Genomic DNA, 20749 nt, shown 5'->3' on the forward strand with positions numbered 1-20749 from the left:
CCAATCGTCCCTCTTGCCATGTCCACTCTGACGGTGACACTCACCGGAGTGTCAGCCCGAATGCGCTTTAGTCGCGATCGGCGACGGCGGTACCCGGCCGACAACGGCTAGAAAACCGCGAGCCATCCAGACGGCGTCAGCCACCAGAGTTCGCTGCGGATAATAGGAAAGGTCGATCATGGCCTTGGCGGGAAACAGGGTCTCGCGATAGTACTGCACCGGATCCGTGAACTTCGGATAGAAATTCGCTTCGTTGCGGAAGAGAACCTGGCTCGGACCGAGTAACCCAGGCTTGTACTGCAAAACAGCCTCGGCGCCGCCGTGGAAACAGTCGGCGAACGCCAGGCTCTCCGGCCGCGGTCCAATGATTGCCATGTCGCCTATGATTACATTCCACAGTTGCGGCAATTCATCGAACTTTGTCGCGGCGAGCACGCGCCCTATCGTTGTCATGCGCTTGTCGTCGGCGACCGTCAGCGCGAGGCCGTGGGGATCGCATCGCACATCGAACTTGCGGAACTTGTACATGCGAAAAGGCTGAGCCCCGGCGCCCAAGCGGGTTTGTGCAAACAAAACCGGCCTACCGCCCTCGGCCAGAAGGGCGATGGCGATCAGCAGCATCAGTGGCGCAAACAAGACCGCAGCAACGCTCGCAATGGCAATGTCGATCAAACGCCGCACAGACCCATGGGCCGAGACTGCAACGTAGTGTCGGTGGAGGGATTGATCTGTCGCATTCATGCGGCCGTTCCTGCTTTGGTACAGCCGTTCACCGCAGTTGCCAGAGCCTCCACAACCGCTTCGACCACCGCTGAGGTCATCTGCGGGTGAAGTGGAATCGTCAGCTCCCGCTGAGCAAAGTCTTCTGTTCGCGGCAATTGGGTCCCGGGAAAAAGCTCGCGGTACAGCGTCATCCGGTGCACGGGCGGATAGTGGATCGTTGTTTGGATTCCCTGGTTGCGCAGTTCGTCGATAACGGCTTGCCTGTCGGCATATCGCGGTAAAAGTATCGGCATGATGTGGTGCGCCGATCGCCGCGATTCACTGAATGGAACGATTATTGCCGGGCAGTGCATTGCAATGAGTCGCCGATAAAGGACGACGAGGATACGCCTTACTTCGTTCCATTCTTGCAAGTTTCCTAACTGGACAAGTCCGATTGCGGCCCGCATCTCGTCCATACGATAATTGAACCCAAGCATGGTGACGTCATACTGCGGCGTGCGGCTGTTCAGCCGCTGGTGTGTGCCGGTGGTCATCCCGTGCCCGCGCGCTTGGCGAATCCTTTCGAGCAGTTCATGGTCTTGGGCGATTACGGCGCCGCCCTCGGCGGTTGTCATGTTCTTGTTGCCGTAGAAGCTGAAGGCCGCGGCAACGCCGAAGGTCCCTACTTCTCTCAAGCCAGGAGCATGCGCCGCGTCTTCAATGATGTGCAGTCCCCGAACACGAGCGAACCTTTGCCATTGTTCTCGATTGGCCAGATACCCGGCGAAGTGAACGAGAATAATGGCCTTCGTTCGCGGCGTGCATCGAGCCTCGGCTTCCGCAAGCGACATCAACGGCAAGTCGGCTGACTCAATATCGACAAAGACGGGAGTTGCACCGACATAGAGCACTGAGTTCGCGGTCGCCACGAAAGTTAGCGACGGAACCAGCACCTCATCGCCCGGACCAATGCCAAGTCCGTGCAAAATGAGATGAAGCGCCGCGGTACAGGAACTCACCGCAACGCAATCGTCCGCGCCATGCATGCGGGCAAACGACTCTTCGAACAATCGAACCTGCTCGCCCATGGTCAACCAGCTGCTATCAATGACCTTTGATAGAGCCGCCTTCTCCGGAACACCCAAAATCGGGGCACTGACCAAGAGCATGGTGACCTCACTCCCAAATCATCATTCGTGTTTGAGTTTCTCGCCGTTTGTCAGGCAGCCGCTGCCGCGACTTCGATCGAAGCCGACTGCTCTTCCCAAGAAATGGCTTGAGCATTCTGGAAATCGTCGACGCGGCCGATATCGAGCCAGAGTCCCTCATGCTTGTAGACATGGACGACCGTGCCTTGCTGCATCATCTGCAGCATCAGGTCGTCGAATCCGAATGGAATGCCGGAGGGAATAAAACTCAGAACATCCGGATTCATGCAGTAGATGCCCATGCTAACGAGATGAGAAAGCGTCGGCTTCTCGCGGAACATCTGCACTGCATTGTCGACTTCGTCGATGACGCCGAAATCCATCTTGATAAGACGGTTGGCGGTAGCGATGGTCACCGGATCCTTGTGCTTGCGGTGAGCAGCTGTGAATCGGCTGAGGCTAAGATCGGTGAGAACGTCGCCGTTCAGCACGATAAAGGGTTCGGTTAGTTCATCTCGGATAAGCGACAGTGGCCCGATGGTGCCCAGCGGCTCCATCTCCTGAGTGTACCGTATTTTCAGGTTCCATTGCGAACCATCACCGCACACGCTGCGGATGAGATGGCCGAGATACCCGGTCGTGATGTAGACCTCTTCAATGCCATTGCGTCGCAGCCACTTGAGAAGCAGCTCGAGCACCGGCCGGGCACCAATTGGCATCAGCGGCTTCGGCAACACCGACGTAAAGGGACGAAGTCGTGTTCCCATCCCACCGCATTGAATAACCGCTTTCATCCGATCCTCCATAGTTCAACGCCGCTTCAATGGTTGGTGCCTGGGTAGACGTGTTCAGACCTCTTCCGACTATGGGTCGGATAGAAAAGTCGCCACGTGTCCGTCCCGAGCATCTTATGAAGAACGGTAAGTGAGCGTTCGAAGGATGTCGTCGTGCAATCGAATGGCACCAATCCATTGCCTCCGCAGGTTCAGCGACTAGGCCGGTCCGCCCTGTCCGCCGCGAGGCACGATGGCGCCGAATATGCCGACCTACATCTGCAAAATAGCTTGGCCACGAGACCTTCAAATGCCCCAGTGCGGACCTCAGAATCCACCTGCTGGAATTTACGTCTCGCTACCGCTCAAACAGCTGATGTCACATGGAATTTGGTAGTTGGCCATAGACGCGCCTGATCGCGATGTTGGCTTTCTGACAAAGGCAGAGACGGTGCGATTCAAGCCGGTTGAACGGTCCTCGGAAAAAAAAAGAGATTTTTCCGCCATAGAGGAATATATTAGCAATACGGCGCGCAAGTGGTGCGGATTTCTGGGCGTTCGACGAGTGGTTGGCCACCGCCAAGGCCATTCCCCGATTGATCGTTTAGCCGCATTAGGCGTTTCAGGGCCCGCTTTGTAGGGCCTGCGTTGGGGTGGAATGCAAATGTATCGAGTCGTCATTGCGGACGATCACGGTCTGTATCGTCGTGGGCTGAGTTTGGCGCTCAAGGCCGAGCTCCCGGAACTGGAAATATTCGAAGCTGGATGTTTTGATGCCGCTGCCAGTGTCCTGGCTCAGCGGGACATCCATCTTGCCATTCTGGATCTGAACATGCCGGGACTGTTCAACCAGCAAGTGCTCGGCGACGTTTTGTCAGCGTATCCGGACACCCGTTTTGCAATCGTTTCCGGCAATGATTCACGAGCGGAAATATTGAAAGCCCTGTCGATCGGGCTGCACGGCTACATCGTGAAATCTCAGACGGACCAAGAAGTGGTGTCGGCAGTGCGCGAGATTCTGGCAGGCCGCATCTATGTGCCGGCGCTGTTGTCTCGACCTTCCGGGGGACCCGGCTCACACGCACCCCAATCGGCGAGGGCATGGACCCAACGGCGGATGGGAGCGGCCAGCCTAAGCAAGCTGACTTCAAGGCAACGTGACGTGCTCAAGCTGATGGCGGAAGGCTTTTCAAACAAGGAGATAGCTCGCGATTTGGACATTTCCGAAGCAACGACAAAAATTCACGCCGCTGCGGTAATGCGTGAGCTGGGAGTACGCAACCGCACCGAGGCAGCCGTCGCGCTACAAAACTGGCGTTCGAAATATATCGACTAGGGCGCGATTTCACGTCGAGACAGCCGCAGCGAGTATCGTAGACCGCCTTCAAATATTTCCAGCTTCGAGGCATGGCCGATAAGCGGCGCGGTGTTGACGCCCAATATCATCGAACCAATGCCATGGCCGATGTTCTTGGCCTTCCTGCGTCTTCCCGATTCTATCCAATCGAAGACGACGTCATCGCTTTCTCCACTATCGGCCCATCTAACCTCAAGGCGCCCTCGGGAACCGCCAAGCGCGCCGTGTTTGACAGAGTTCGTCGTAAGCTCGTGAACAACCATTGCGAAGGTTTCGGCAGCGCCGCTTGACATCATGACGTCAGGGCCATGGGTCTTTATCTTTCGCGTTTCCATGTAGGGCAACAGTTCCTGGACCACGAGATCCCGGAGCAATACCGAACTGTCGGTGCGACCGGAGATCATCATATGCGTGACTTCAAGCGCTCGTATCCGATCGATTAGGTCCTCCTTGAACTTCATGACATTGTTCGCCGGAGCACCAACCATTTTGACCAGCGCTATCACGACCGCGAAAAGATTGCTGAATCGATGGCGCTGTTCGATCAAAATACGGTCCCGTCTCCTGACCGTGGCACGCAAAAGCGTGGTCTGCCGACGTTCAGTCAGGTCAGCAGCTATCCCGATCAGCAGCTGCTGATCATGATACCGCTCCTCCCGTCCGCGCAGAGCGACCCAACGAATAGGTCCATCCGGACGTCGCACCCTTATCTCAACGTCGTAATTCGTGGTCGCGCCGGATTCTTTGGGGAGTGCAAGCTTTGGCCAGTCCGCGGGATAGACGACTGCAGCTAGCTCGTCTATCGGCCAACTGGTGGCGCGCGGCAGGCCTAAGATTTCCCAAAATTTGTCGGAACCCGTGACGACGCCGCTTTTGAGGTCGACTTGCCAGGTTCCCAACCGCCCCGCCGAAAGCGCCAGATCAAGCCGTTCCTTCTGAACCCGGATCGCTTCGCGCGCCGTCCGTCGTTCCGAGATGTCATCGACAACGATGATCGCGCTCTCTGAAAGGAGGCCGTCGGAACGGTACGACGATAGGTTCAGGCGAGCCCAGAATGTGGACCCGTCCTTCTTCTTCAATCGGGCTTCCATATCGAATGGCATCGCGGACTTGCCTTGATCGGCAAGCGCTTCAACAACGCTATCGCGATCATCGGGATGAACAAGCTGCGCAAGCGGAAATTGAGCAAGCTCGGCTTCGGTATATCCCGTCAGCTCACAAAGACGTTTGTTGGATTGCAGAAGCTCGCCTTTTTCATTCGTGTTCGCAAAGCCGAGGGCCGCACGCTCGAACACCGAACGGAAGCGGCTCTCGGTGGCCTCGACGGCGGCCAGTCGAGTTTCGGCGACCTTCAGGGCCTCGCTAAGGTCCTGCCGCAAGCGGTGGAACATGAAGGCGATCATGAAGCCGGAAACCAGGAGAAAGATTGCTCGCGGCCAGTCCTCTGCGGGAATCGAACCGCGCAGAAGTCGTTCGGCCCCGAGGCTGGCGGCGACTGTCACGAGAGTTGCAATGATTGCACCGCGACGGCCAACAAGATATGCAGCGACAACTATAGCTGGAATAGATGATATGAAGGTTGCTTCAGTTTCCGTCTGAATTAAGTTTGTTATTACGAATATTAGCGTGAAAACTAGCACCAGCATGGAAGCCATGTGAGCTAGCGAGATGCCCTTCAAGGCCGAAACCGTTCTACGCAGATGCAGCCCCATACCTCACAGACTACAACTTTCGGATTAGTCCGTCGAGCCTAGAACTCCACCGCCTGATCTAATACCACTGCCGGATTGCGGCCCTCAAATCCAAGCTTACTATCATTCACGAAGAGCGTCCGGTCCGCCTGGACTCTTTGTAAGAGAGCATGAAGAAACCGATGCAAGCCTCTGAGATCAAAGATTTTTGGCAGAGAAATCTGTCTTGGAGTCAAGCGTAACGATTGGAGATCTTAGCGGTTTTCGGCCAACAGGGGTGGGAAGGCAATGTCTTTCATTGATAGGCACAACGATACCGTTGCGAATAAGCGCCATATTGAATTGAGCACTGCTTACGGCAGTGTCGCTCGCCTGGCACGCTACACGTCGGACAGGCAGGGCACAGCATGTGCGTCAAAGCGTCGGAGCCTGGAATCCGTCACCGGGATGCTGGACCGCATTGGCTGTGGCTTCCTGGTCCTCAATCGCGAGAAAAAGGTGGTGGAGTGGAACATTGCCGCTCAAAGCACCTTTGAACGGCAGGGTGAGACGGCCGGCACGGCTCCGGAGCTTACGGCTGCGCTGAGGCGGCTGGTCGCGAACGTTCCAACCAACTTCCTGCCAGGTTCGTTGTCATGGGTGGTGATCCGCACCACTGACGATCGGCCGGTGATACTCAATGAGGGCGGGGTGATTGCGCCCGACGGTACAAGTATCGTAGCGTTGTTAGACCGGGAGACCCGGTCCTCGGCTAATCCGCAGACATTGCAAAAGATGTTCGGCCTCACGAGCGCTGAAACTCAGCTTGCCATGAGGTTAGCTCAAGGGGACGCACCATTGGAAATCGCCCGCAGCTGGCATCTCAGCCGCACCACGATCCGGTCCCAGCTTGCCTCGCTTTTTGCCAAAACAGAAACCAAGCGCCAGGGTGAACTGGTAGCTCTGCTCGGACGAATTTCCGTATTGCCGTGATAATGCCGCCTCGACCGCGAGGCGGCGCGTGTCCGGTATGTTGGTTTGGCATTGCGTCTGTGCGAGCGCATCCCTGCCTGATCCAGATATAGCCGAGGATCTCGATGCAGAAAATTCGAAGCGGGGCAATTCGTCATGGCCGGACATAATCCCAAGACCGCGGGCATGCTTGACGCACAACCTGACAAATCCAGTTCAACAGGAACGAAATACGGTCGATCCAGTCCGGATATGGCGGTTATGCAGCTGGCACGAAAAGGTCCTGTTGTAGTCACCGGCGCCGCAGGCTTTATTGGGTTTCATGTGGCATCGCGGCTTTTGCGTCACGGTGCGCGGGTCATAGGCGTGGATAATTTCACGCCCTACTACGATCTAAAGCTCAAGGAAGCGCGTTTTGCGCACCTCTGCGCGGAGCCAGGTTTCACTCCGATGCGTATGGATCTGGCGGACCGATTGTTGGTGCAAGCTTTGTTCTCCGACTTTCAACCGCAATATGTCGTCCACTTGGCTGCCCAGGCGGGCGTGCGTTACTCTCTTGTCGACCCGCATGCCTATGTTCAGTCCAACATCGTGGCGTTTCTCAATGTTCTAGAGGGTTGCCGGCACTTCGATATCAAGCATCTGGTCTACGCTTCGTCCAGTTCGGTTTACGGCGCCAACCAAACCATACCTTTTTCCGAACATGGCGGCGCTAACCATCCAATAAGCTTCTATGCCGCCACCAAGCGCTCGAATGAAGCCATGGCGCATTCCTATAGTCATCTATTTCGCTTGCCGGTGACAGGATTGCGGTTCTTCACCGTCTACGGACCATGGGGCAGGCCCGACATGGCTGTCTACGCGTTTACCCACGCCATCGCCGAAGGACGCGTGATCGAGGTGTCCAATGCCGGCCGTGTCTGGCGAGATTTTACCTACATCGACGATATCGTCGAAGGGGTGGTTCGAATACTCGCAACGCCACCGTGTGCCGACCAGAATTGGGACGGTCACGCGGCTGATCCAGCCACCAGCTCAGCCCCATATCGCCTGTACAACATTGGCAATGACCGGCCAGAGGAGATCAATAGGCTAATCGCGATCATAGAGACAGCCGTAGGTCGCAAAGCTCTCAGGAGGGATGTGCCTTTGCCTCCAGGTGATGTTCTCGAGACGCGCGCCGATGTAGGCGATCTTCGCCGGGCCGTAGACTTCGCGCCGGCGACCACGCTCCAGGATGGCGTTGCCCGTTTCGTCGAATGGTATCGACACTTTCATGGAAGCGCGACGGACCCTGAGACGGAGCAACAAACGCTCGTGTCAGCGTAGATTGCCGGCAGTTCGCGCTGCTCACTCAGACCCGCGCGATCGGCTCACTGGCGTCGCCTGAAGGTGCGGCTCCCTCTCAACGCGCTCGCCTCGCTAATCGGCAAGAACGAGGCATTCTCTGCGCCTCTTTCGTTTGGCGTTTCATCGAGACGCCGATACGCAAGCCCGCCAATCCGTACGTACCTTGATGCCTGCGTTAGAATGGATCACATCGCGCCAGCCGGGGTCTGTCGCCGGTCACCAATCCCAGAGCATCGAGTCAGCGCAAGAACCAAGTCCGCTGGGTGCTTTCGACCGTGCGGCGGTTAAAAGACGTAATCGCGTAGATCAGTCCGGGCGTGATCTTCAGTCGCTTGCGAATATAAATCGCCATGGCGACGTTCCATACGACCAAGGCAAGCGCCAGCCCTATTGCTGCGCCCAGCGGACCGTAGATCTCTACTCCTATGGCACAGCCGACGACACCAAAAGCTGCCCCAAGGATCATCGTCACAGCGGCCGCCCATTCGTTTCCGGTCATGGTCAAGAGATTGAGCTGCGGTCCGCACAGGGCCACGAATACGTAGCCGAGCATTAGCACCCGCGCGATCGGTGCTCCAGTTCCGAAATCCTCACCGAACCAGCTTAAAAGCGGCCGAACAATCAAGAGCAACGGGATTGCCATTGCTATTGCGGCACCGGAGGAAAGCAGGGCAGCTCGTGAAAACAGCTCTTGCAAACCTCTTCGGTCGTTTTTTGCGTAAAGCGTAGCTGCCGTCGGCGAAAACATTGTAGAGACGGCCACCAACGAGAGACCGACAAGCAACGCGACATTGAGCCCCAGGGCGAAAATGCCTGCGTCGCGTATGTGGCCGGTCCAGCCGAGCACCATTACCCCCGCTCTGTTGATGAAGACGTCAAGACCCGCCATCAGCATGATAGGGGGGACCGCCGACCACCAATCCTTGGACGCATCGGCAGGTTCAGCATGTCGTAAACCCGGCGGCTGAAATCTTGCCAACAGGACAAAGACGAATGCGACTGTTACGGCCGAACTCGTCAGCACCGCTTGCATGACCAACGGTGCATTCAGAGTCCACGAACCGGACAAGGCGGCGACACTTAGCAATGTGAGCAGCAGTCCATCACGCACAATGCGTTCTGGCAGAAGGGCAGAAACACCGCCGCCGAAGGCACGGATGAGAGCCGCGCCCAAGGCTGAAGTCGTGACGAGCGGAACGGCGGCCATACCCAAGAGCTGGCTGATCTCAAGTTCCCTGTTGTGTGAGGACGAAGACAGAAAGATGTAGGTCGCCCCTGCCAAGCCGAATAGAGACGCCACTGCCAACGAGCGTTGAAAGGCAAATCTGATTATGCCGTGGGCCAGGTCCAGGCGCCCCTGGGCTCTATAGGCAGATACAAAGCGCAACAACGATACGTTGAAGCCAAGGGTTGCGAGATATGCGAGCACCGATGTGGTTGAAAGGACGTAGGAGTAGATACCATAGCTGGTAGAGCCTACGATACGAGCAATCAGCAATTGCGCCAGGCTGGTTAGACCTGCCCCGGTCACATAGATCATGAGCGCAAAAACGGTGGCATAGCCCAGGCTACGGTTTATTTCTTGCTTCCCGAGCGTTACCGCATCGCTTCCAGCTGCGGAATTTACGGGGTTCTGTATTGTTATGGTATCCACGCCGTCATCAAGGTAGGCATTGTCTACCGTCAGCGGCTGCGATGAGTGGACAACTTGATGTCGGTACATGGGAGTGACCTGATCGCGGGCCATCTTGAAGGCGATCTTGCGGCTGACGAGTTCAACGCTTTTCGACAACGATCGGTCGTCGAGGGTTTCAACGGAGATTGTTTTCCTGTCGGTTGCCACAAGGATGTCGTTGATATTTTGAAACACTCCGAAAGCTCGCATGCTCGCTTCGAAATCCGCATCGAGAATGCGTTCGGCCGGAGCCGCTTGCATCATTCGCTCCCGCAACCGCGCCTCGGCTGCTGCACGAGGCAATACCACTCGCAAGGTAAAATCCGCGGTAGGAGTGATCTTCAGCGCTCTTGCAATCGCAACGTTGTCGACGCACCCGTGAAAAATCGACAGTGAAGCAACAGCCTGCACGTATCCCTGGTCGAATATTGTAATCTCTCTGCACTGTCGCGCTTGGTCCCAACGATTGGAAAGGTTTATGATTTTTTGCCAGACCCGAGCTCGCCAAATAAATTTCCTTGGCTCAATCGCCTTTAGCATCGACGACGCGATCGACAGATATTTTATCAAATCCGACGTATAGAAGAACAGTTTTGCAGTTGAAAATATTGCAGTAAATACTCTATAGATAAACATAAATATCCCGAGATCTACACTCCTTGACCTTCTACTTGCTTTATGACTGAAGACAACCTTCGTAGCGTAGCCCTGCCCACGCAACGATTTGGCAAGCGCATGGGCAAAGACTGCTTTACCAGCACCAGGCGGTCCAAAGAGTTCGATAATCATTTCTCGCGACCCAGTGGGCTTGAGGGCTTTATCGTTTTCCGAACAGCAGAAGATCGCCACTGTCCCCAAAATGATATTTGGCGTGCTGCTTGAGATTTACTCCAGTGAGAGCAATCCCTACCGGAGCGGATCTCGAACCATCAGGCTGCAGCGATTCCAGAATACCGCGCGCGACACTGCGCGGTGTCTTGGCCCACCGGACAGCAAAGATAACGGCATCTGCCCAACTGCTGAGCAGTCGGGATTCCGGACCGTGCAACCCTGGCGGCCCGTTGAGAATGACGAGATTGTACACGGCGCCCAGCTTGTCCGCGAAGTGTCGCGGCACATCGACGTCGACCAACAGCTTCAAAAGATCGTCCGAAACTATGGGTGAGGCCATGAAATCGATGCCGATACCGGGCATGCTCACAACAGCCTCGTCTAACTCGCAGCGGCCCCTCACATAATCCGCAAACGACTTATGCGGCTTGGAAATGCTGAATTCGCGCACAAAGTCGTTGGTCAGTTGCTTATCCTGCGGGTCAAGATCGATGAACAGGACATTGCTGCCCAGGCGTGTGGCCGAGAGCGCCAAGCTCCATGCCAGCTCTGTTTTCCCATCACCTTTATCGCTGGAAGTGACGAGCACCATCTGCGACGATCGTCCGGGGGCCGGTTCGGGTGCCACATTGATCAATAGCGACAAGGCAGCGCGGCCATAGGCGGAATTTTTCTGGCTTAGAATGAGGGTCTGCAAGCGCTTCGCACTCGCTCTTGATGCCCTGGGCAATAGCCCAACGGAAGGGAAGCCGAGCGCTGCTTCTGTCTCAGCCTCACCGCGCATTGTGCGGCTCATGCGATTTTTCAAGAGAACCAAGACGCCCCCGATGAGGCCGAATACGACCATACCCGGCGGGATGAGGAAGATCGGTGAAAGGCTCTTCGGGTTGCTCGGTGGCCATGCCGCCGAAATTATCGAAACTCCCGCAGACGGAACCGCGATGCGGTTCCTCAAATCCTGTTGCCTGTTCAGAAGATCATTGTACCGCTGCGTCAATATGGTGACTGCCGGCTCCAATGCGTGAAGCCCGGAAAGCCTGCCTGCCGTGTCGGCTACGACCGCGTCAAGCACATTCTTGCGCGCCTCCAGAGCGGAAACCTGCGCGCGATAGATGTCGGCTTCCGACTTGATGCGTTCGATGCTCTGTTCGATTTCGCGCTTGACGGCAACATTCAGATCCGCATCGGCCGCGGCGCCGCCCTGCCGGGCTATCAGATCGCTCAGCGTCGGCGATCCGATTGCGCTCGCAAGCGTGGCGCTCGTGGCGCCGGAGCGTTGCAATTCTTGTATATGCTGAACACGGGCCTCGGCTGTGGAGAGGTTTGCGCGAGACAATGACAGTTGCTGATTAAGGTCGGCCGTGTCGCGGACGGCATTGTCAACGGCACCCTGGTCGACAGTCCCGTGACTTAGCCTGTATTTTTCAAGACGGTCGGTCGCTTGCGCGAGATCGGACTGCACACCAGGCAGCGCAGCGACGACGGATTCGAGCTCCAACCTATCAGCGGCCTGAGCAGTCCGCGCGAGGTCCTGGACATACACTTGCGCGAATGTGTTGGCCACGAATGCCGCCCGGACGGGATCCGGATCGGTAAAGCCGATGGTAATGACTCGCGATCGCAGTTCCTGCCCGACCCTGACGTAGCGCCTCAACGCCTTCAGCCTCGCAGCCTCCCTGCCCTCTGGGGTCATGTCAGCGTGATCCGGCCAAACCCCGGCCAAGAATGCACCTGCAAACGATTGCGATTCGGCTGGGGAAGCGGCGTTTTGCGCCGCGGCGCCGTTGAGGTTGGCCTGCCGATCGGGCGTTGCCTTGTAAATTGCGTCAATTACCCGACGCAGATGAGATTGCGAGGCCAGCATCGTCAGATGGTTGTCAATGCTGGTATCGAGCATATCCTGACCGCCCGTCGGCTGAGGAGCGCTTCTGGTCGGATTGTCGACGATGATTTGCGTGGTGGCCTCATACAGCGCCGGCCGGGCGAAGCCGGCTAGACCCGCAACCGCACCGCCCAAAACGACCATTGCGACCAAAAACCATTTGCGCGCCGCCAAGGTAACCAACAATTGGCCGAAAGGGGTCAGCTCTTCTCGGGGGTCACGCAGCGAACGCCGCATGCGCGGATTGGGCTCTCGCACTTCGACGCGCATCTCTGTGGCGCGCGGTAGCTTTGTTCGCCTAGCTATCGAACCTTCCATTTTAAACTCCCGTCATTTCAAGCATGCGCGACTGTCTCGCGGGCACTGGAAGCCGGTTGGCGTCGGCGCGCCATGCCAGGAACATCAATGTTGCCCAAAGATCCCGGGAATGATCCCGCTTTCCGTTGACATGATCGCGCCAGCACGTCTGGACCTTATCGATGTCCAGAAGCCCATCCCCTGAGTGGCGCATGTCGGCGAACAGGTCACTCGCCCATGCACGCAACGGTCCTGTCAACCAGACCGCAATCGGAACATCGAAACCCTGCTTAGGCCTATCTATCAGCCGCCGGGGAACGTAGCGATGCAACAACCGTCGAAGCAGCCACTTGCCTCGTCCATGGCGGACCATTGCATCCGGTGGCAGCCGCCAGGCGAATTCAACGACGCGATGGTCGAGCAGCGGGCAGCGGCCTTCCAGCCCGTTCGCCATGCTGGCTCGGTCCAGCTTCACCAGGATGTCGCCGGGCAGATATCCTGCCATGTCGTTGTAGAGGAGCCGGGACAGCAAATCGTCGAGTCGCGGAGTTCGCCGAGTTGACGCCCGGTGGCCAAATCGGGTCAGGCTTGTCGTCGATGACCCTGTCAGACGCTGGTACAGTTCTTCCTGGTCCGAAGCGGCGAGCAATTGAGCCAATCGCTCCAGCCGATCACCGCGCAACGCATGGCCGAAGAGCGCCGAAAGTGGCAGCCTGCCAAAAAAATCGTAACGCGTGGCGCGCGCCACAAGCCCGATGCTTGCGGCAACTGAACCACGCAGCGACGAAGGCAAACGACGACGCCGATTTGCTTGCGCCGCCATCAGATGGCGAGCGTAACCGGCGAAACATTCATCGCCTCCGTCGCCCGTCAGCGCCACAGTAACGTGCTGGCGAGCAAGTCGCGCCACCAGCAGAGTAGGGATTTGCGATTCGTCGGCGAACGGCTCGTCCCAGGCACTCGGCAATTCCGGAATGACATCGCGCGCGGAAGCAGGGGAAAGGTGCAGCTCTGTATGATCGCTGCCTATGTACTGAGCGACCGCTGCAGCATGAGGAGCTTCATCAAATCCGTGCTCCCCGAAGGCGATCGTGAAAGTGCGAATAGATTTTCGGGATTGGACCTGCATTAGCGCGGCTACGGTCGAGCTATCTACGCCGCCCGACAGGAAGGCGCCGAGCGGCACATCCGCGCACATGCGCTCTCGAACAGAAAGCCGAAGCAGCCGATCGAGTTCATTCGTCAAATCTTCGTCGCTGCCGACGATCGGGTCTTGCCGGCCCTTCGTTGCGACGTCTGCCAACGACCACCAGAATCGAACTTTGTTTCGAACGGTTCCCGTACGGCGCGCTTTTGCGAAATCCGCTGCAGTTAAGGATAGGGCCGATCCCGGCGGCAATTTGAAAACGCCGCGCCAGATACAACTGTCGTCCGGCACCCAACCTTGCGACAGCATAGCCCTTACGGCGCTGGGATTGAGTTCTGGACGGAAATCCGGGAAACACCGAATGGCCTTGAGTTCGGAGCCAAAAACCAGGGCATGGCGGGTCGGGGCGACGTAGATCGGCTTTTCCCCCATCCGGTCGCGGGCCAGATGAAGAGTTCTCGTTTTTGCGTCCCACAATCCGAACGCGAACATGCCGACAAATCGCGTAAGCGCAGCTTCGAGCCCCCACTGCTCCACGGCCCCAAGCACAACTTCTGTATCGCATGTTCCGCGAAAGCTGTGGCCGGCATCCTCAAGCTCTCGGCGCAAGTCCCGAAAATTGTATATCTCCCCATTGAAGGTGATCACGTACCGGCCGCTGTCCGAGCGCATGGGCTGGGCGCCGGTTTCCGACAAATCCACGACTGCCAGGCGGCTGTGGCCGAAAGCGATACCAGCCTCCACATCTTTCCAGAAGCTTTCGCCGTCGGGCCCTCTGTGACGGAGGGCTGTTGTCATCTGCGCTATAGCTGCGAGCGGCCTTGTGCTGGGCGAGTCTGGCGCAAGAAGGATCCCGGCGATTCCGCACATATCAACGGCTCCTCGCTCCTGCAGTTGCCGCGATAAACTTGGGCTGCCCGGCTACGAGGCAAAGTGTGATCGAGAACCAAACGATCGGGTGGCGAATGACCAAATGCGGGAAGCCGAAGATGCCGATCGACAACGCAAGTGCCACCAGAGCGTCGAGCCTTGCACGCCAGGCAGAGATGGCCGCGAGGCCAAGGATCCACAACAGGGCGAGAACCGCTAGAATGCCTCCTTGAGTATACAAGTCCAGTAGCGTGCTGTGAGCCTCGAAAGGCAGGTCGATAAACTCCTTGGTCACGACAGATCTGTCGACATGTGGTCCCGGGCCGAGGCCCAGCGAAGCAGACCCCAACCCCTTGCCCAGAGCATTGGTCCAGATATTGATGCGCAGATTGGCTGTCTCGGCTGTCGCCTCACCACCCTCGCCTTTGGTCAGGCTCTTGGCGAAATTTTCAACAGTGCTCGTTTCCGCAAGCACATAGGGTGTTGCGGAGATTGCAAGAGGGACCAAAGCAAGCAACAGCAAAAGGCTGATTTGACGACCAAGAGTGACCCTTCCGCCAACCGCGACCCATCTCCGGACGCGCAACATCAGGAAAACCAAACCGGTTATCACTATTGTCAATAGATAGGTGTCGCTCTTAGTCAATCGTCCGACGTATACTATGAGAACAATGCTTGCTATGCCAAATGTTCTGGCTATCATATTACTTGTTGTCATTGAAAGGTATAGTGCAAGGGGACCGAACAGCGCGCAATAAAGTGCCAGTTGATTTGGGTTGTCCGACCATCCTGTGAACCTGTCCCAAAACCAAGGGTTCACTCCGGACTGGTGGAGTAAGCCGAATCCAAGCGCCAGCTGGAAAACAAAACACGCGTTCGCAATGACGATCACCCACCACGCGGTGCGACGCAGATGGCGATCCGCCTGAGGATCAGCCGCAAGCAGACATGTAACGAATGCCAGCAACAGATAGGCAATCATGTCGTGAACCGGCGCGTCCATGTACTGAACGCTCGTAAGCATGCCGACAATCATGCCTAGCCCGAGAGCGAATGCCATGATCCCCCAGAAGGCGGCAAAAATCGACAGGACCGGCGTGGCTTCAAGTCGACCACCGGCAAGTACGCGGCCAATCGAAATCAGTATCCAAACCGCCAGCAACAATTCGCTGATTCCGAACGGCGCGCCTGGAATTTCGAGTTGCGATGCATAAGCCATTGCAACGCCGCCGGCCAACAGCACGTCTCGGATCATTGGCGCACCTCGCCCAACGGACCAAATGCGGCATTCTTTTCGGTCTGCGAGGCCTGAACTGAGGCGCCAACGGCTTTGGCATCGAGAATATGCCGGTAAAGATCGCAATACTGGGCGACCACCAGCGGCAGCGCGAAATGCTGCTTGACGAATTCGATGGAACGAGCGCCCATGGCCGCCCCGGTGGGGCGGTCGGCCAAGACTTGATTTATCCTGGAAGCAAATGCCTCGGCATCGCCAGGCGGAACTAGGTATCCGTTCCAACCGGGCTGGACCACTTCGTTGCAGCCCGGCATATCTGACGCCACGATAGGCAGCCCAGCCAATCCCGCCTCGAGCAGGACGCGTGGCACTCCCTCCCGATATTGTGTCGGAAAGGCAAACAAATCCGCCATGCCGAGAAGGGCAGGAACATCGCGCCGTGGACCCAGGGCAATGACATGAGGGGAATGGCGTTCGATTTCCGATTTGTCGACGGCGAACGGCCCCTCGGATTCCCATGGACCAACAAGCACGAAACGCGCATTCGGCCTTTTTTCAAGAACGCGGGGTACTGCCTTGAGCAGCGTTGGGATGCCCTTCTCGCGCGTCAGCCGGCCGACAAAAATGATCACTTCAGCCGATGACAGCCCAAGCTGCTCGCGCATCGCCTGCGATGACGGAGCGCTCTGTCTTGCCCTGGTAAAGCCATCGATGTCGATGCCGGAACTGCAGATCAGGCGACCAGTCCCGCGCCCGATGAGCCGGTAGCGCTCGAAGAACGCCTTGTCATCACGATTTTGGAAAACCGTGGCAGCCGTCCAGCGCGACGAAAGCCACTGCAGCCCCGAGAAGATCGGGCGCAGCGCCATGGCCCTCGGCTCACGGGAAGAAAACGTCCAGCCAAGACCATTGATGGTGCGGATGACAGGAACGCCCCCCCTTATCGCCAACGGCGTCAAGAGATTAGGCTTGGTATCAAAGCTCTGTACAATGTCCGGGCGCAGGTCCGAGATCAGTTTTCTGATCGTCCTTACGGCGCCTCCACTCCCACTGGAAAATCGGTCGAAGCCGTAGCGACGATGCGGAATGTCGTGCTGCGAGAATGCTGTATCCGGACCGCTCGACACCGCAGTGACTTGGAAGCCCTTCTGACGCAGCGACAGCAAAAACGGAATCCTGAAGGCGTGGTCCTCGCCTCCAACACACACAAGATGCGGATTCATGCTGTCTCCCCCGACCGCCCGTCTGACTTGGGTCGCGTGCACTGGTCAGCATTTCTTCGTGCTTCCATGATCCTGGTTCGCTACTCAGATACATGTTTTGCGCCAAGGTTCACGGTACGGGCAGGCTTGCCCAATGTCCTCGTCCGTTTGAATGAGCGGACCGATCTCGGGGTGCGCGCGGCTGCGTCGGAGCGCGAATTGAATGTCCATTTCGGCGAGGGGAATTCGAGGCTCGGCTGCCTCTGAGCCGGTGACAAGGCCTCAGCTTGAGTTGCGTCGGTTCAACTGTTCCTCAAGTCCAAGTTCGGCGAACGCGGTTGATCGCAGAACCCCGGATCTGACGAGCTATCGACGAAGATACGTTCCTAGCAAAATGCCTAGAGGAAGAGAGCACTCAAGCGAAGTGTCCTTCGCTCGAAAAAAGGGAGTGCCTCGCACTGGGCACACCCGAGAAAATTTCAAGTTTTCCCAAAAAACCGGGAATTGATCCTGACAACCGTTTCCTTATTGCTGTGTTCTGTGCCCAGCATCAATGATTCTACCGGTATCGGGTTGTTTTGGTTCCAGCAGCGTTTCGCTCGCCGCATCGTCGGTCTTGTGGCCTGAAGGTTGAGTAACGGAATCGTGTTATCCCCGGCTAATTTGATGCATCATCGAACACCGAAATTCGATGCAAATCACTGTAAGATTAGGCGTTTTTGGTGCTGGTAAAGTACTCGATCAATCATTCTATCAACATATTTCCGTATTTGATTTGGCGCTAATGTACCCTCTCGGTTAGGCAGGGGGTGGGGCGCTTATCAATCAGAAGAAGGATGTTCGCATGGCTACCATGCATTACGCCTATGGCGCCCCCGCCTCCGGCGCCATAGCTAATGGCTTCAACTTGATCGACCTTCAGTACGCGTCATCGGTCAACGCGCTGCCTGACGGCACCAAGGCTTTGATATATCTCAACGAAAGCAGCGGGGTGACCCAGTCTTTCATAGACAAGGTGACGCCCCTCCTCGGCAATTCCAAGGTTTTTGGCTTTTATCTCACTGACGAGCCTGACCCCACGGGCAAATACCACACACAGGTCAGCGCTGCGAATCTGAAGGCTGAATCCGACTGGATTCACTCTCATTTCCCGGGTGCGAAAACCTTCATTACGCTGATGGACATGGGGTCGTTCACGGCCTCCGATTACACCAACACGTACAATCCCGCCAACACGGGGATCGACTATTACGGGCTCGATCCCTACCCCGTGCGCTCGACCGCGGTCGACTTCAACTACATCGACAGAGCCGTCGCTGCAGCGGAGAAGGCGGGCATTCCGCAGAGTGCGATCATTCCTGTGTTCCAGACGTTTGGCGGCGGCGGGTGGTCGACCAATACGGGCGGGTCTTATGTGATGCCTACCACCGCCCAGGAACAGACCATCATGGACCATTGGGCAAAGCTCGTCCCCTCGCCAGCCTTTGACATGGCCTATAAGTGGTCCTCGCAAAATGGCGAGACCTCGCTTGGCAACACGTCGTCGATGCAGGCGTTTTTCCTGGATCACAACACCCATACCAGCACCAGCACCAGCACCAGCACCAACACCAGTACTGGTAGTAGCACTGGCACCAGTAGCGGCACGACAACCCCACCTCCCGTCACGGCCCCGATCGCCGACATAAAAGGCACCAGCGGCAACGACGTTTTACGCCCGGCCGACAACGCCGCACACACGATGGCGGGCTATGGGGGCAATGACGACTACTATGTCAACAATGCTGCCAGCAAGGTGGTCGAGGCCGCTGGCCAGGGCCAGGACAGGGTGTGGACGTCGGTGAGTTATGCGCTTGCCGCCGGCTCGTCGATTGAAGTCCTCGGCACCCAGAAGGACGCCGGCACGACGGCGATCAACTTGACCGGCAACGAATTGCGTCAGCACATCATCGGAAATGCCGGCGACAACGTCATAAAGAGCGGCGGCGGCGGCGATTGGCTGACCGGCAATGGCGGCCACGACACCTTCGTTTTCAACAGCACCCTCAGCAAGAGCAATGTTGCCACGGTTACCGACTTCAGCCCGTCTGTGGACAAGATCCACTTGGATGACGCTGTCTTCAAAGGGCTCAGCGTTGGGGCGCTCGCAAGCAGTGCTTTCTATACCGGTACCGCCGCTCACGACAGCACCGATCATATCGTCTACAACAGCACGACCGGAGCGCTCTACTTTGACAGTGACGGCGCAGGCGGCGCAGCTCAGATTCAGTTCGCCGCCCTTTCCCCGCATCTTGCGGTTACGGCGAGCTCGTTCGCTGTGGTCTAGGACGGGCATGCTCTGGCGGTCTAGCGCGTACCTGCCATAAGATCGCCGTCGATAGGAGCCTGCAAGCTCCGCAAAGCAGGCATTACCGGCGACAATGTTCGCCGGTAATGCCTACTCCACCGTCACCGACTTCGTCAGATTGCGCGACTGGTCGACGTCGGCGCCCATGAAGACGGCGCTGAAATAGCCAGCATCTGGATCTGCAGCGCATAGATGATTGCATGGATGCCACCACTATACTGGCTTGGCAGCAGCTCCGCCTCGAAGCTGGTCCATCGATCGAACAGATGAAGCCGAATTTTTCCGTACAGCCTAAAAAGGAGACCGGTGCGGGGCGATTTGGTGGATAGTTGGAGCATGCCGACGAGTTTAACGTGCGGGTATGGCGCAGCGGTTCGAGCCGCGCAATCCATCAGGTCGGAACCCGTCGCGCCAACAGCTTGGTCGCCAAAGTTCACACGCATCGGCAATCTGTGCATATCGGCGTTGCTCATGATGCTGATCTGCAGCCAATCGGCGCTGTCTGCGAGTGGAAACGGCAAGACGCTTCACTACACCTCCGGTGGGCCGGGCGCTGCAATCGCGAGCGCGGGCTTCGACCTCGCCGATGTACAATCCGTAGAGCAACTCAATGCCTTGCCGCCAGGGATGAAGGGGCTGATATGGCTAAATGAATCCAGCGGCGTGACGCCACGCTTCATTGCCAAGGTGAAGCCATTTATCGGCAATCCGCGGCTGTTCGGTTTTCGCCTCTGCGATGAGCCGGACATCACCGGCAAATACCATTCCCCAGCAGTTAGTCCGGCGGCCCTGAAGGCCGAGGCCGAGTGGATCAGAGCCAATGTCCCCGGGGCAGTTACATTTGTTACTTTGATGGACATGGGGTCTTTCGAAGCCCCCGCCTTCATGAATACCTTTAATCCCGCCAACACCGGGATTGATCTTTTTGGCCTGGATCCATATCCGGTCCGCGGCAAAGCTTTCGATTTGGATTTCATCGATCGAACGGTCGAGGCAGCCGTTGCCGCGGGCATCCCTCTCGACAGGATTGTGCCTGTATACCAGGCCTTCGGCGGCGGCAATTGGAAGACCCGTACCGGAGCGGCTGCGGACGTCTATGTACTGCCGACACCGGACCAGGCGAAGCAGATCTTCGCGCGCTGGGCCACCTACTCTCCGGCTCCTGTATTCGACTTTGCCTATGCCTGGGGTTCACAAAACGGAGACATCAAGCTAGGCAGCGCCAGCCCTGAGGCGCTCGAACTTCGCTTGGCGTTCAAAGCGCACAACACGGCGCCGTAGCAACT

At 57.3% G+C, this 20749-nt stretch carries 15 protein-coding genes; 5 read left to right on the forward strand and 10 right to left on the reverse strand.

Annotated features, from left to right (window positions below; translation table 11 throughout):
- Positions 1-51 precede the first annotated feature (51 nt).
- The 3 genes from FJ423_RS02840 to FJ423_RS02850 are packed head-to-tail and all read right to left on the reverse strand — an operon-like array spanning position 52 to position 2647.
- Complete coding sequence (locus FJ423_RS02840) at positions 52-741, reverse strand: sugar transferase (protein ID WP_140839033.1); 690 nt, start codon at positions 739-741, stop codon at positions 52-54.
- Positions 738-1874, reverse strand: a complete 1137-nt coding sequence (locus FJ423_RS02845; protein ID WP_095768667.1) for a DegT/DnrJ/EryC1/StrS aminotransferase family protein — start codon at positions 1872-1874, stop codon at positions 738-740. Before FJ423_RS02845 ends, FJ423_RS02840 begins: the two co-directional genes overlap by 4 nt.
- Positions 1875-1924: 50 nt before the next feature.
- Positions 1925-2647 carry an NDP-sugar synthase gene (locus tag FJ423_RS02850; RefSeq protein WP_095768666.1) on the reverse strand — a complete coding sequence of 241 codons (723 nt, stop codon included), beginning with the start codon at positions 2645-2647 and terminating at the stop codon, positions 1925-1927.
- A 643-nt stretch (positions 2648-3290) separates the two neighbouring features.
- Between FJ423_RS02850 and FJ423_RS02855 the strand changes: the two genes are divergently transcribed.
- On the forward strand, positions 3291-3962 hold the full coding sequence (locus FJ423_RS02855; RefSeq protein ID WP_095768696.1) for a response regulator transcription factor: 672 nt from the start codon (positions 3291-3293) through the stop codon (positions 3960-3962).
- Here FJ423_RS02855 and FJ423_RS02860 read toward each other — a convergent pair.
- The gene (locus FJ423_RS02860; protein WP_246680067.1) at positions 3959-5638 is read right to left on the reverse strand and encodes a PAS domain S-box protein; all 1680 of its coding nucleotides are present in this window, start codon (positions 5636-5638) and stop codon (positions 3959-3961) included. The genes FJ423_RS02855 and FJ423_RS02860 overlap by 4 nt on opposite strands.
- Positions 5639-5962: 324 nt before the next feature.
- Between FJ423_RS02860 and FJ423_RS02865 the strand changes: the two genes are divergently transcribed.
- A complete protein-coding gene (locus tag FJ423_RS02865; protein WP_095768664.1) occupies positions 5963-6646 on the forward strand; it encodes a helix-turn-helix transcriptional regulator in 684 nt (227 codons plus the stop codon).
- Between the two features lie 240 nt (positions 6647-6886).
- Positions 6887-7954 (forward strand): NAD-dependent epimerase/dehydratase family protein, encoded by a 1068-nt coding sequence (locus FJ423_RS02870; RefSeq protein ID WP_140839506.1) that lies wholly within the window; start codon positions 6887-6889, stop codon positions 7952-7954.
- Positions 7955-8213: 259 nt separating this feature from the next.
- On the opposite strand, the gene FJ423_RS02875 is transcribed toward FJ423_RS02870, so the two are convergent.
- From FJ423_RS02875 to FJ423_RS02895, 5 genes are read right to left on the reverse strand one after another with little or no spacing between them, the layout of a single operon-like run.
- Positions 8214-10439: a lipopolysaccharide biosynthesis protein gene (locus FJ423_RS02875; RefSeq protein ID WP_140839037.1), complete on the reverse strand. Its 2226-nt coding sequence runs from the start codon at positions 10437-10439 to the stop codon at positions 8214-8216.
- Positions 10440-10467: 28 nt separating this feature from the next.
- Complete coding sequence (locus FJ423_RS02880) at positions 10468-12681, reverse strand: exopolysaccharide transport family protein (RefSeq protein WP_140839039.1); 2214 nt, start codon at positions 12679-12681, stop codon at positions 10468-10470.
- Between the two features lies 1 nt (position 12682).
- Positions 12683-14677, reverse strand: coding sequence for an asparagine synthase (glutamine-hydrolyzing) (gene asnB / locus FJ423_RS02885; protein WP_140839041.1), 1995 nt, complete (start codon positions 14675-14677; stop codon positions 12683-12685).
- A 1-nt stretch (position 14678) separates the two neighbouring features.
- On the reverse strand, positions 14679-15932 hold the full coding sequence (locus FJ423_RS02890; protein WP_140839043.1) for an O-antigen ligase family protein: 1254 nt from the start codon (positions 15930-15932) through the stop codon (positions 14679-14681).
- Positions 15929-17137 carry a glycosyltransferase family 4 protein gene (locus tag FJ423_RS02895; RefSeq protein ID WP_140839045.1) on the reverse strand — a complete coding sequence of 403 codons (1209 nt, stop codon included), beginning with the start codon at positions 17135-17137 and terminating at the stop codon, positions 15929-15931. The genes FJ423_RS02890 and FJ423_RS02895 overlap by 4 nt, the downstream gene beginning before the upstream one ends.
- A gap of 823 nt (positions 17138-17960) precedes the next feature.
- Here FJ423_RS02895 and FJ423_RS33445 point away from each other — a divergent pair.
- On the forward strand, positions 17961-19442 hold the full coding sequence (locus FJ423_RS33445) for a calcium-binding protein (protein ID WP_181174702.1): 1482 nt from the start codon (positions 17961-17963) through the stop codon (positions 19440-19442).
- A gap of 134 nt (positions 19443-19576) precedes the next feature.
- Here FJ423_RS33445 and FJ423_RS33450 read toward each other — a convergent pair whose 3' ends face one another.
- Positions 19577-19936 carry a hypothetical protein gene (locus tag FJ423_RS33450; protein WP_181174722.1) on the reverse strand — a complete coding sequence of 120 codons (360 nt, stop codon included), beginning with the start codon at positions 19934-19936 and terminating at the stop codon, positions 19577-19579.
- Between FJ423_RS33450 and FJ423_RS02905 the strand changes: the two genes are divergently transcribed.
- Positions 19935-20744 (forward strand): hypothetical protein, encoded by an 810-nt coding sequence (locus tag FJ423_RS02905; RefSeq protein WP_246680068.1) that lies wholly within the window; start codon positions 19935-19937, stop codon positions 20742-20744. The two genes, FJ423_RS33450 and FJ423_RS02905, sit on opposite strands and share 2 nt — an antisense overlap.
- The last annotated feature ends 5 nt before the right edge of the window (positions 20745-20749 follow it).

Source organism: Mesorhizobium sp. B2-8-9 (assembly GCF_006439475.1).
Classification (GTDB): Bacteria; Pseudomonadota; Alphaproteobacteria; order Rhizobiales; family Rhizobiaceae; genus Mesorhizobium.

What these genes read in the sequence shown, in the direction of transcription:
- FJ423_RS02845 (WP_095768667.1), bottom strand. Translation starts at nt 1,874, where the DNA reads ATGCTCTTGGTCAGTGCCCCGATTTTGGGTGTTCCGGAGAAGGCGGCT.
- FJ423_RS02880 (WP_140839039.1), bottom strand. Translation starts at nt 12,681, where the DNA reads ATGGAAGGTTCGATAGCTAGGCGAACAAAGCTACCGCGCGCCACAGAG.
- FJ423_RS33450 (WP_181174722.1), bottom strand. Translation starts at nt 19,936, where the DNA reads ATGAGCAACGCCGATATGCACAGATTGCCGATGCGTGTGAACTTTGGC.
- FJ423_RS02890 (WP_140839043.1), bottom strand. Translation starts at nt 15,932, where the DNA reads ATGATCCGAGACGTGCTGTTGGCCGGCGGCGTTGCAATGGCTTATGCA.
- FJ423_RS02870 (WP_140839506.1), top strand. Translation starts at nt 6,887, where the DNA reads ATGCAGCTGGCACGAAAAGGTCCTGTTGTAGTCACCGGCGCCGCAGGC.
- FJ423_RS02840 (WP_140839033.1), bottom strand. Translation starts at nt 741, where the DNA reads ATGAATGCGACAGATCAATCCCTCCACCGACACTACGTTGCAGTCTCG.
- asnB (WP_140839041.1), bottom strand. Translation starts at nt 14,677, where the DNA reads ATGTGCGGAATCGCCGGGATCCTTCTTGCGCCAGACTCGCCCAGCACA.
- FJ423_RS02865 (WP_095768664.1), top strand. Translation starts at nt 5,963, where the DNA reads ATGTCTTTCATTGATAGGCACAACGATACCGTTGCGAATAAGCGCCAT.
- FJ423_RS33445 (WP_181174702.1), top strand. Translation starts at nt 17,961, where the DNA reads ATGGCTACCATGCATTACGCCTATGGCGCCCCCGCCTCCGGCGCCATA.
- FJ423_RS02895 (WP_140839045.1), bottom strand. Translation starts at nt 17,137, where the DNA reads ATGAATCCGCATCTTGTGTGTGTTGGAGGCGAGGACCACGCCTTCAGG.
- FJ423_RS02855 (WP_095768696.1), top strand. Translation starts at nt 3,291, where the DNA reads ATGTATCGAGTCGTCATTGCGGACGATCACGGTCTGTATCGTCGTGGG.
- FJ423_RS02850 (WP_095768666.1), bottom strand. Translation starts at nt 2,647, where the DNA reads ATGAAAGCGGTTATTCAATGCGGTGGGATGGGAACACGACTTCGTCCC.
- FJ423_RS02860 (WP_246680067.1), bottom strand. Translation starts at nt 5,638, where the DNA reads ATGGCTTCCATGCTGGTGCTAGTTTTCACGCTAATATTCGTAATAACA.
- FJ423_RS02875 (WP_140839037.1), bottom strand. Translation starts at nt 10,439, where the DNA reads ATGATTATCGAACTCTTTGGACCGCCTGGTGCTGGTAAAGCAGTCTTT.
- FJ423_RS02905 (WP_246680068.1), top strand. Translation starts at nt 19,935, where the DNA reads ATGATGCTGATCTGCAGCCAATCGGCGCTGTCTGCGAGTGGAAACGGC.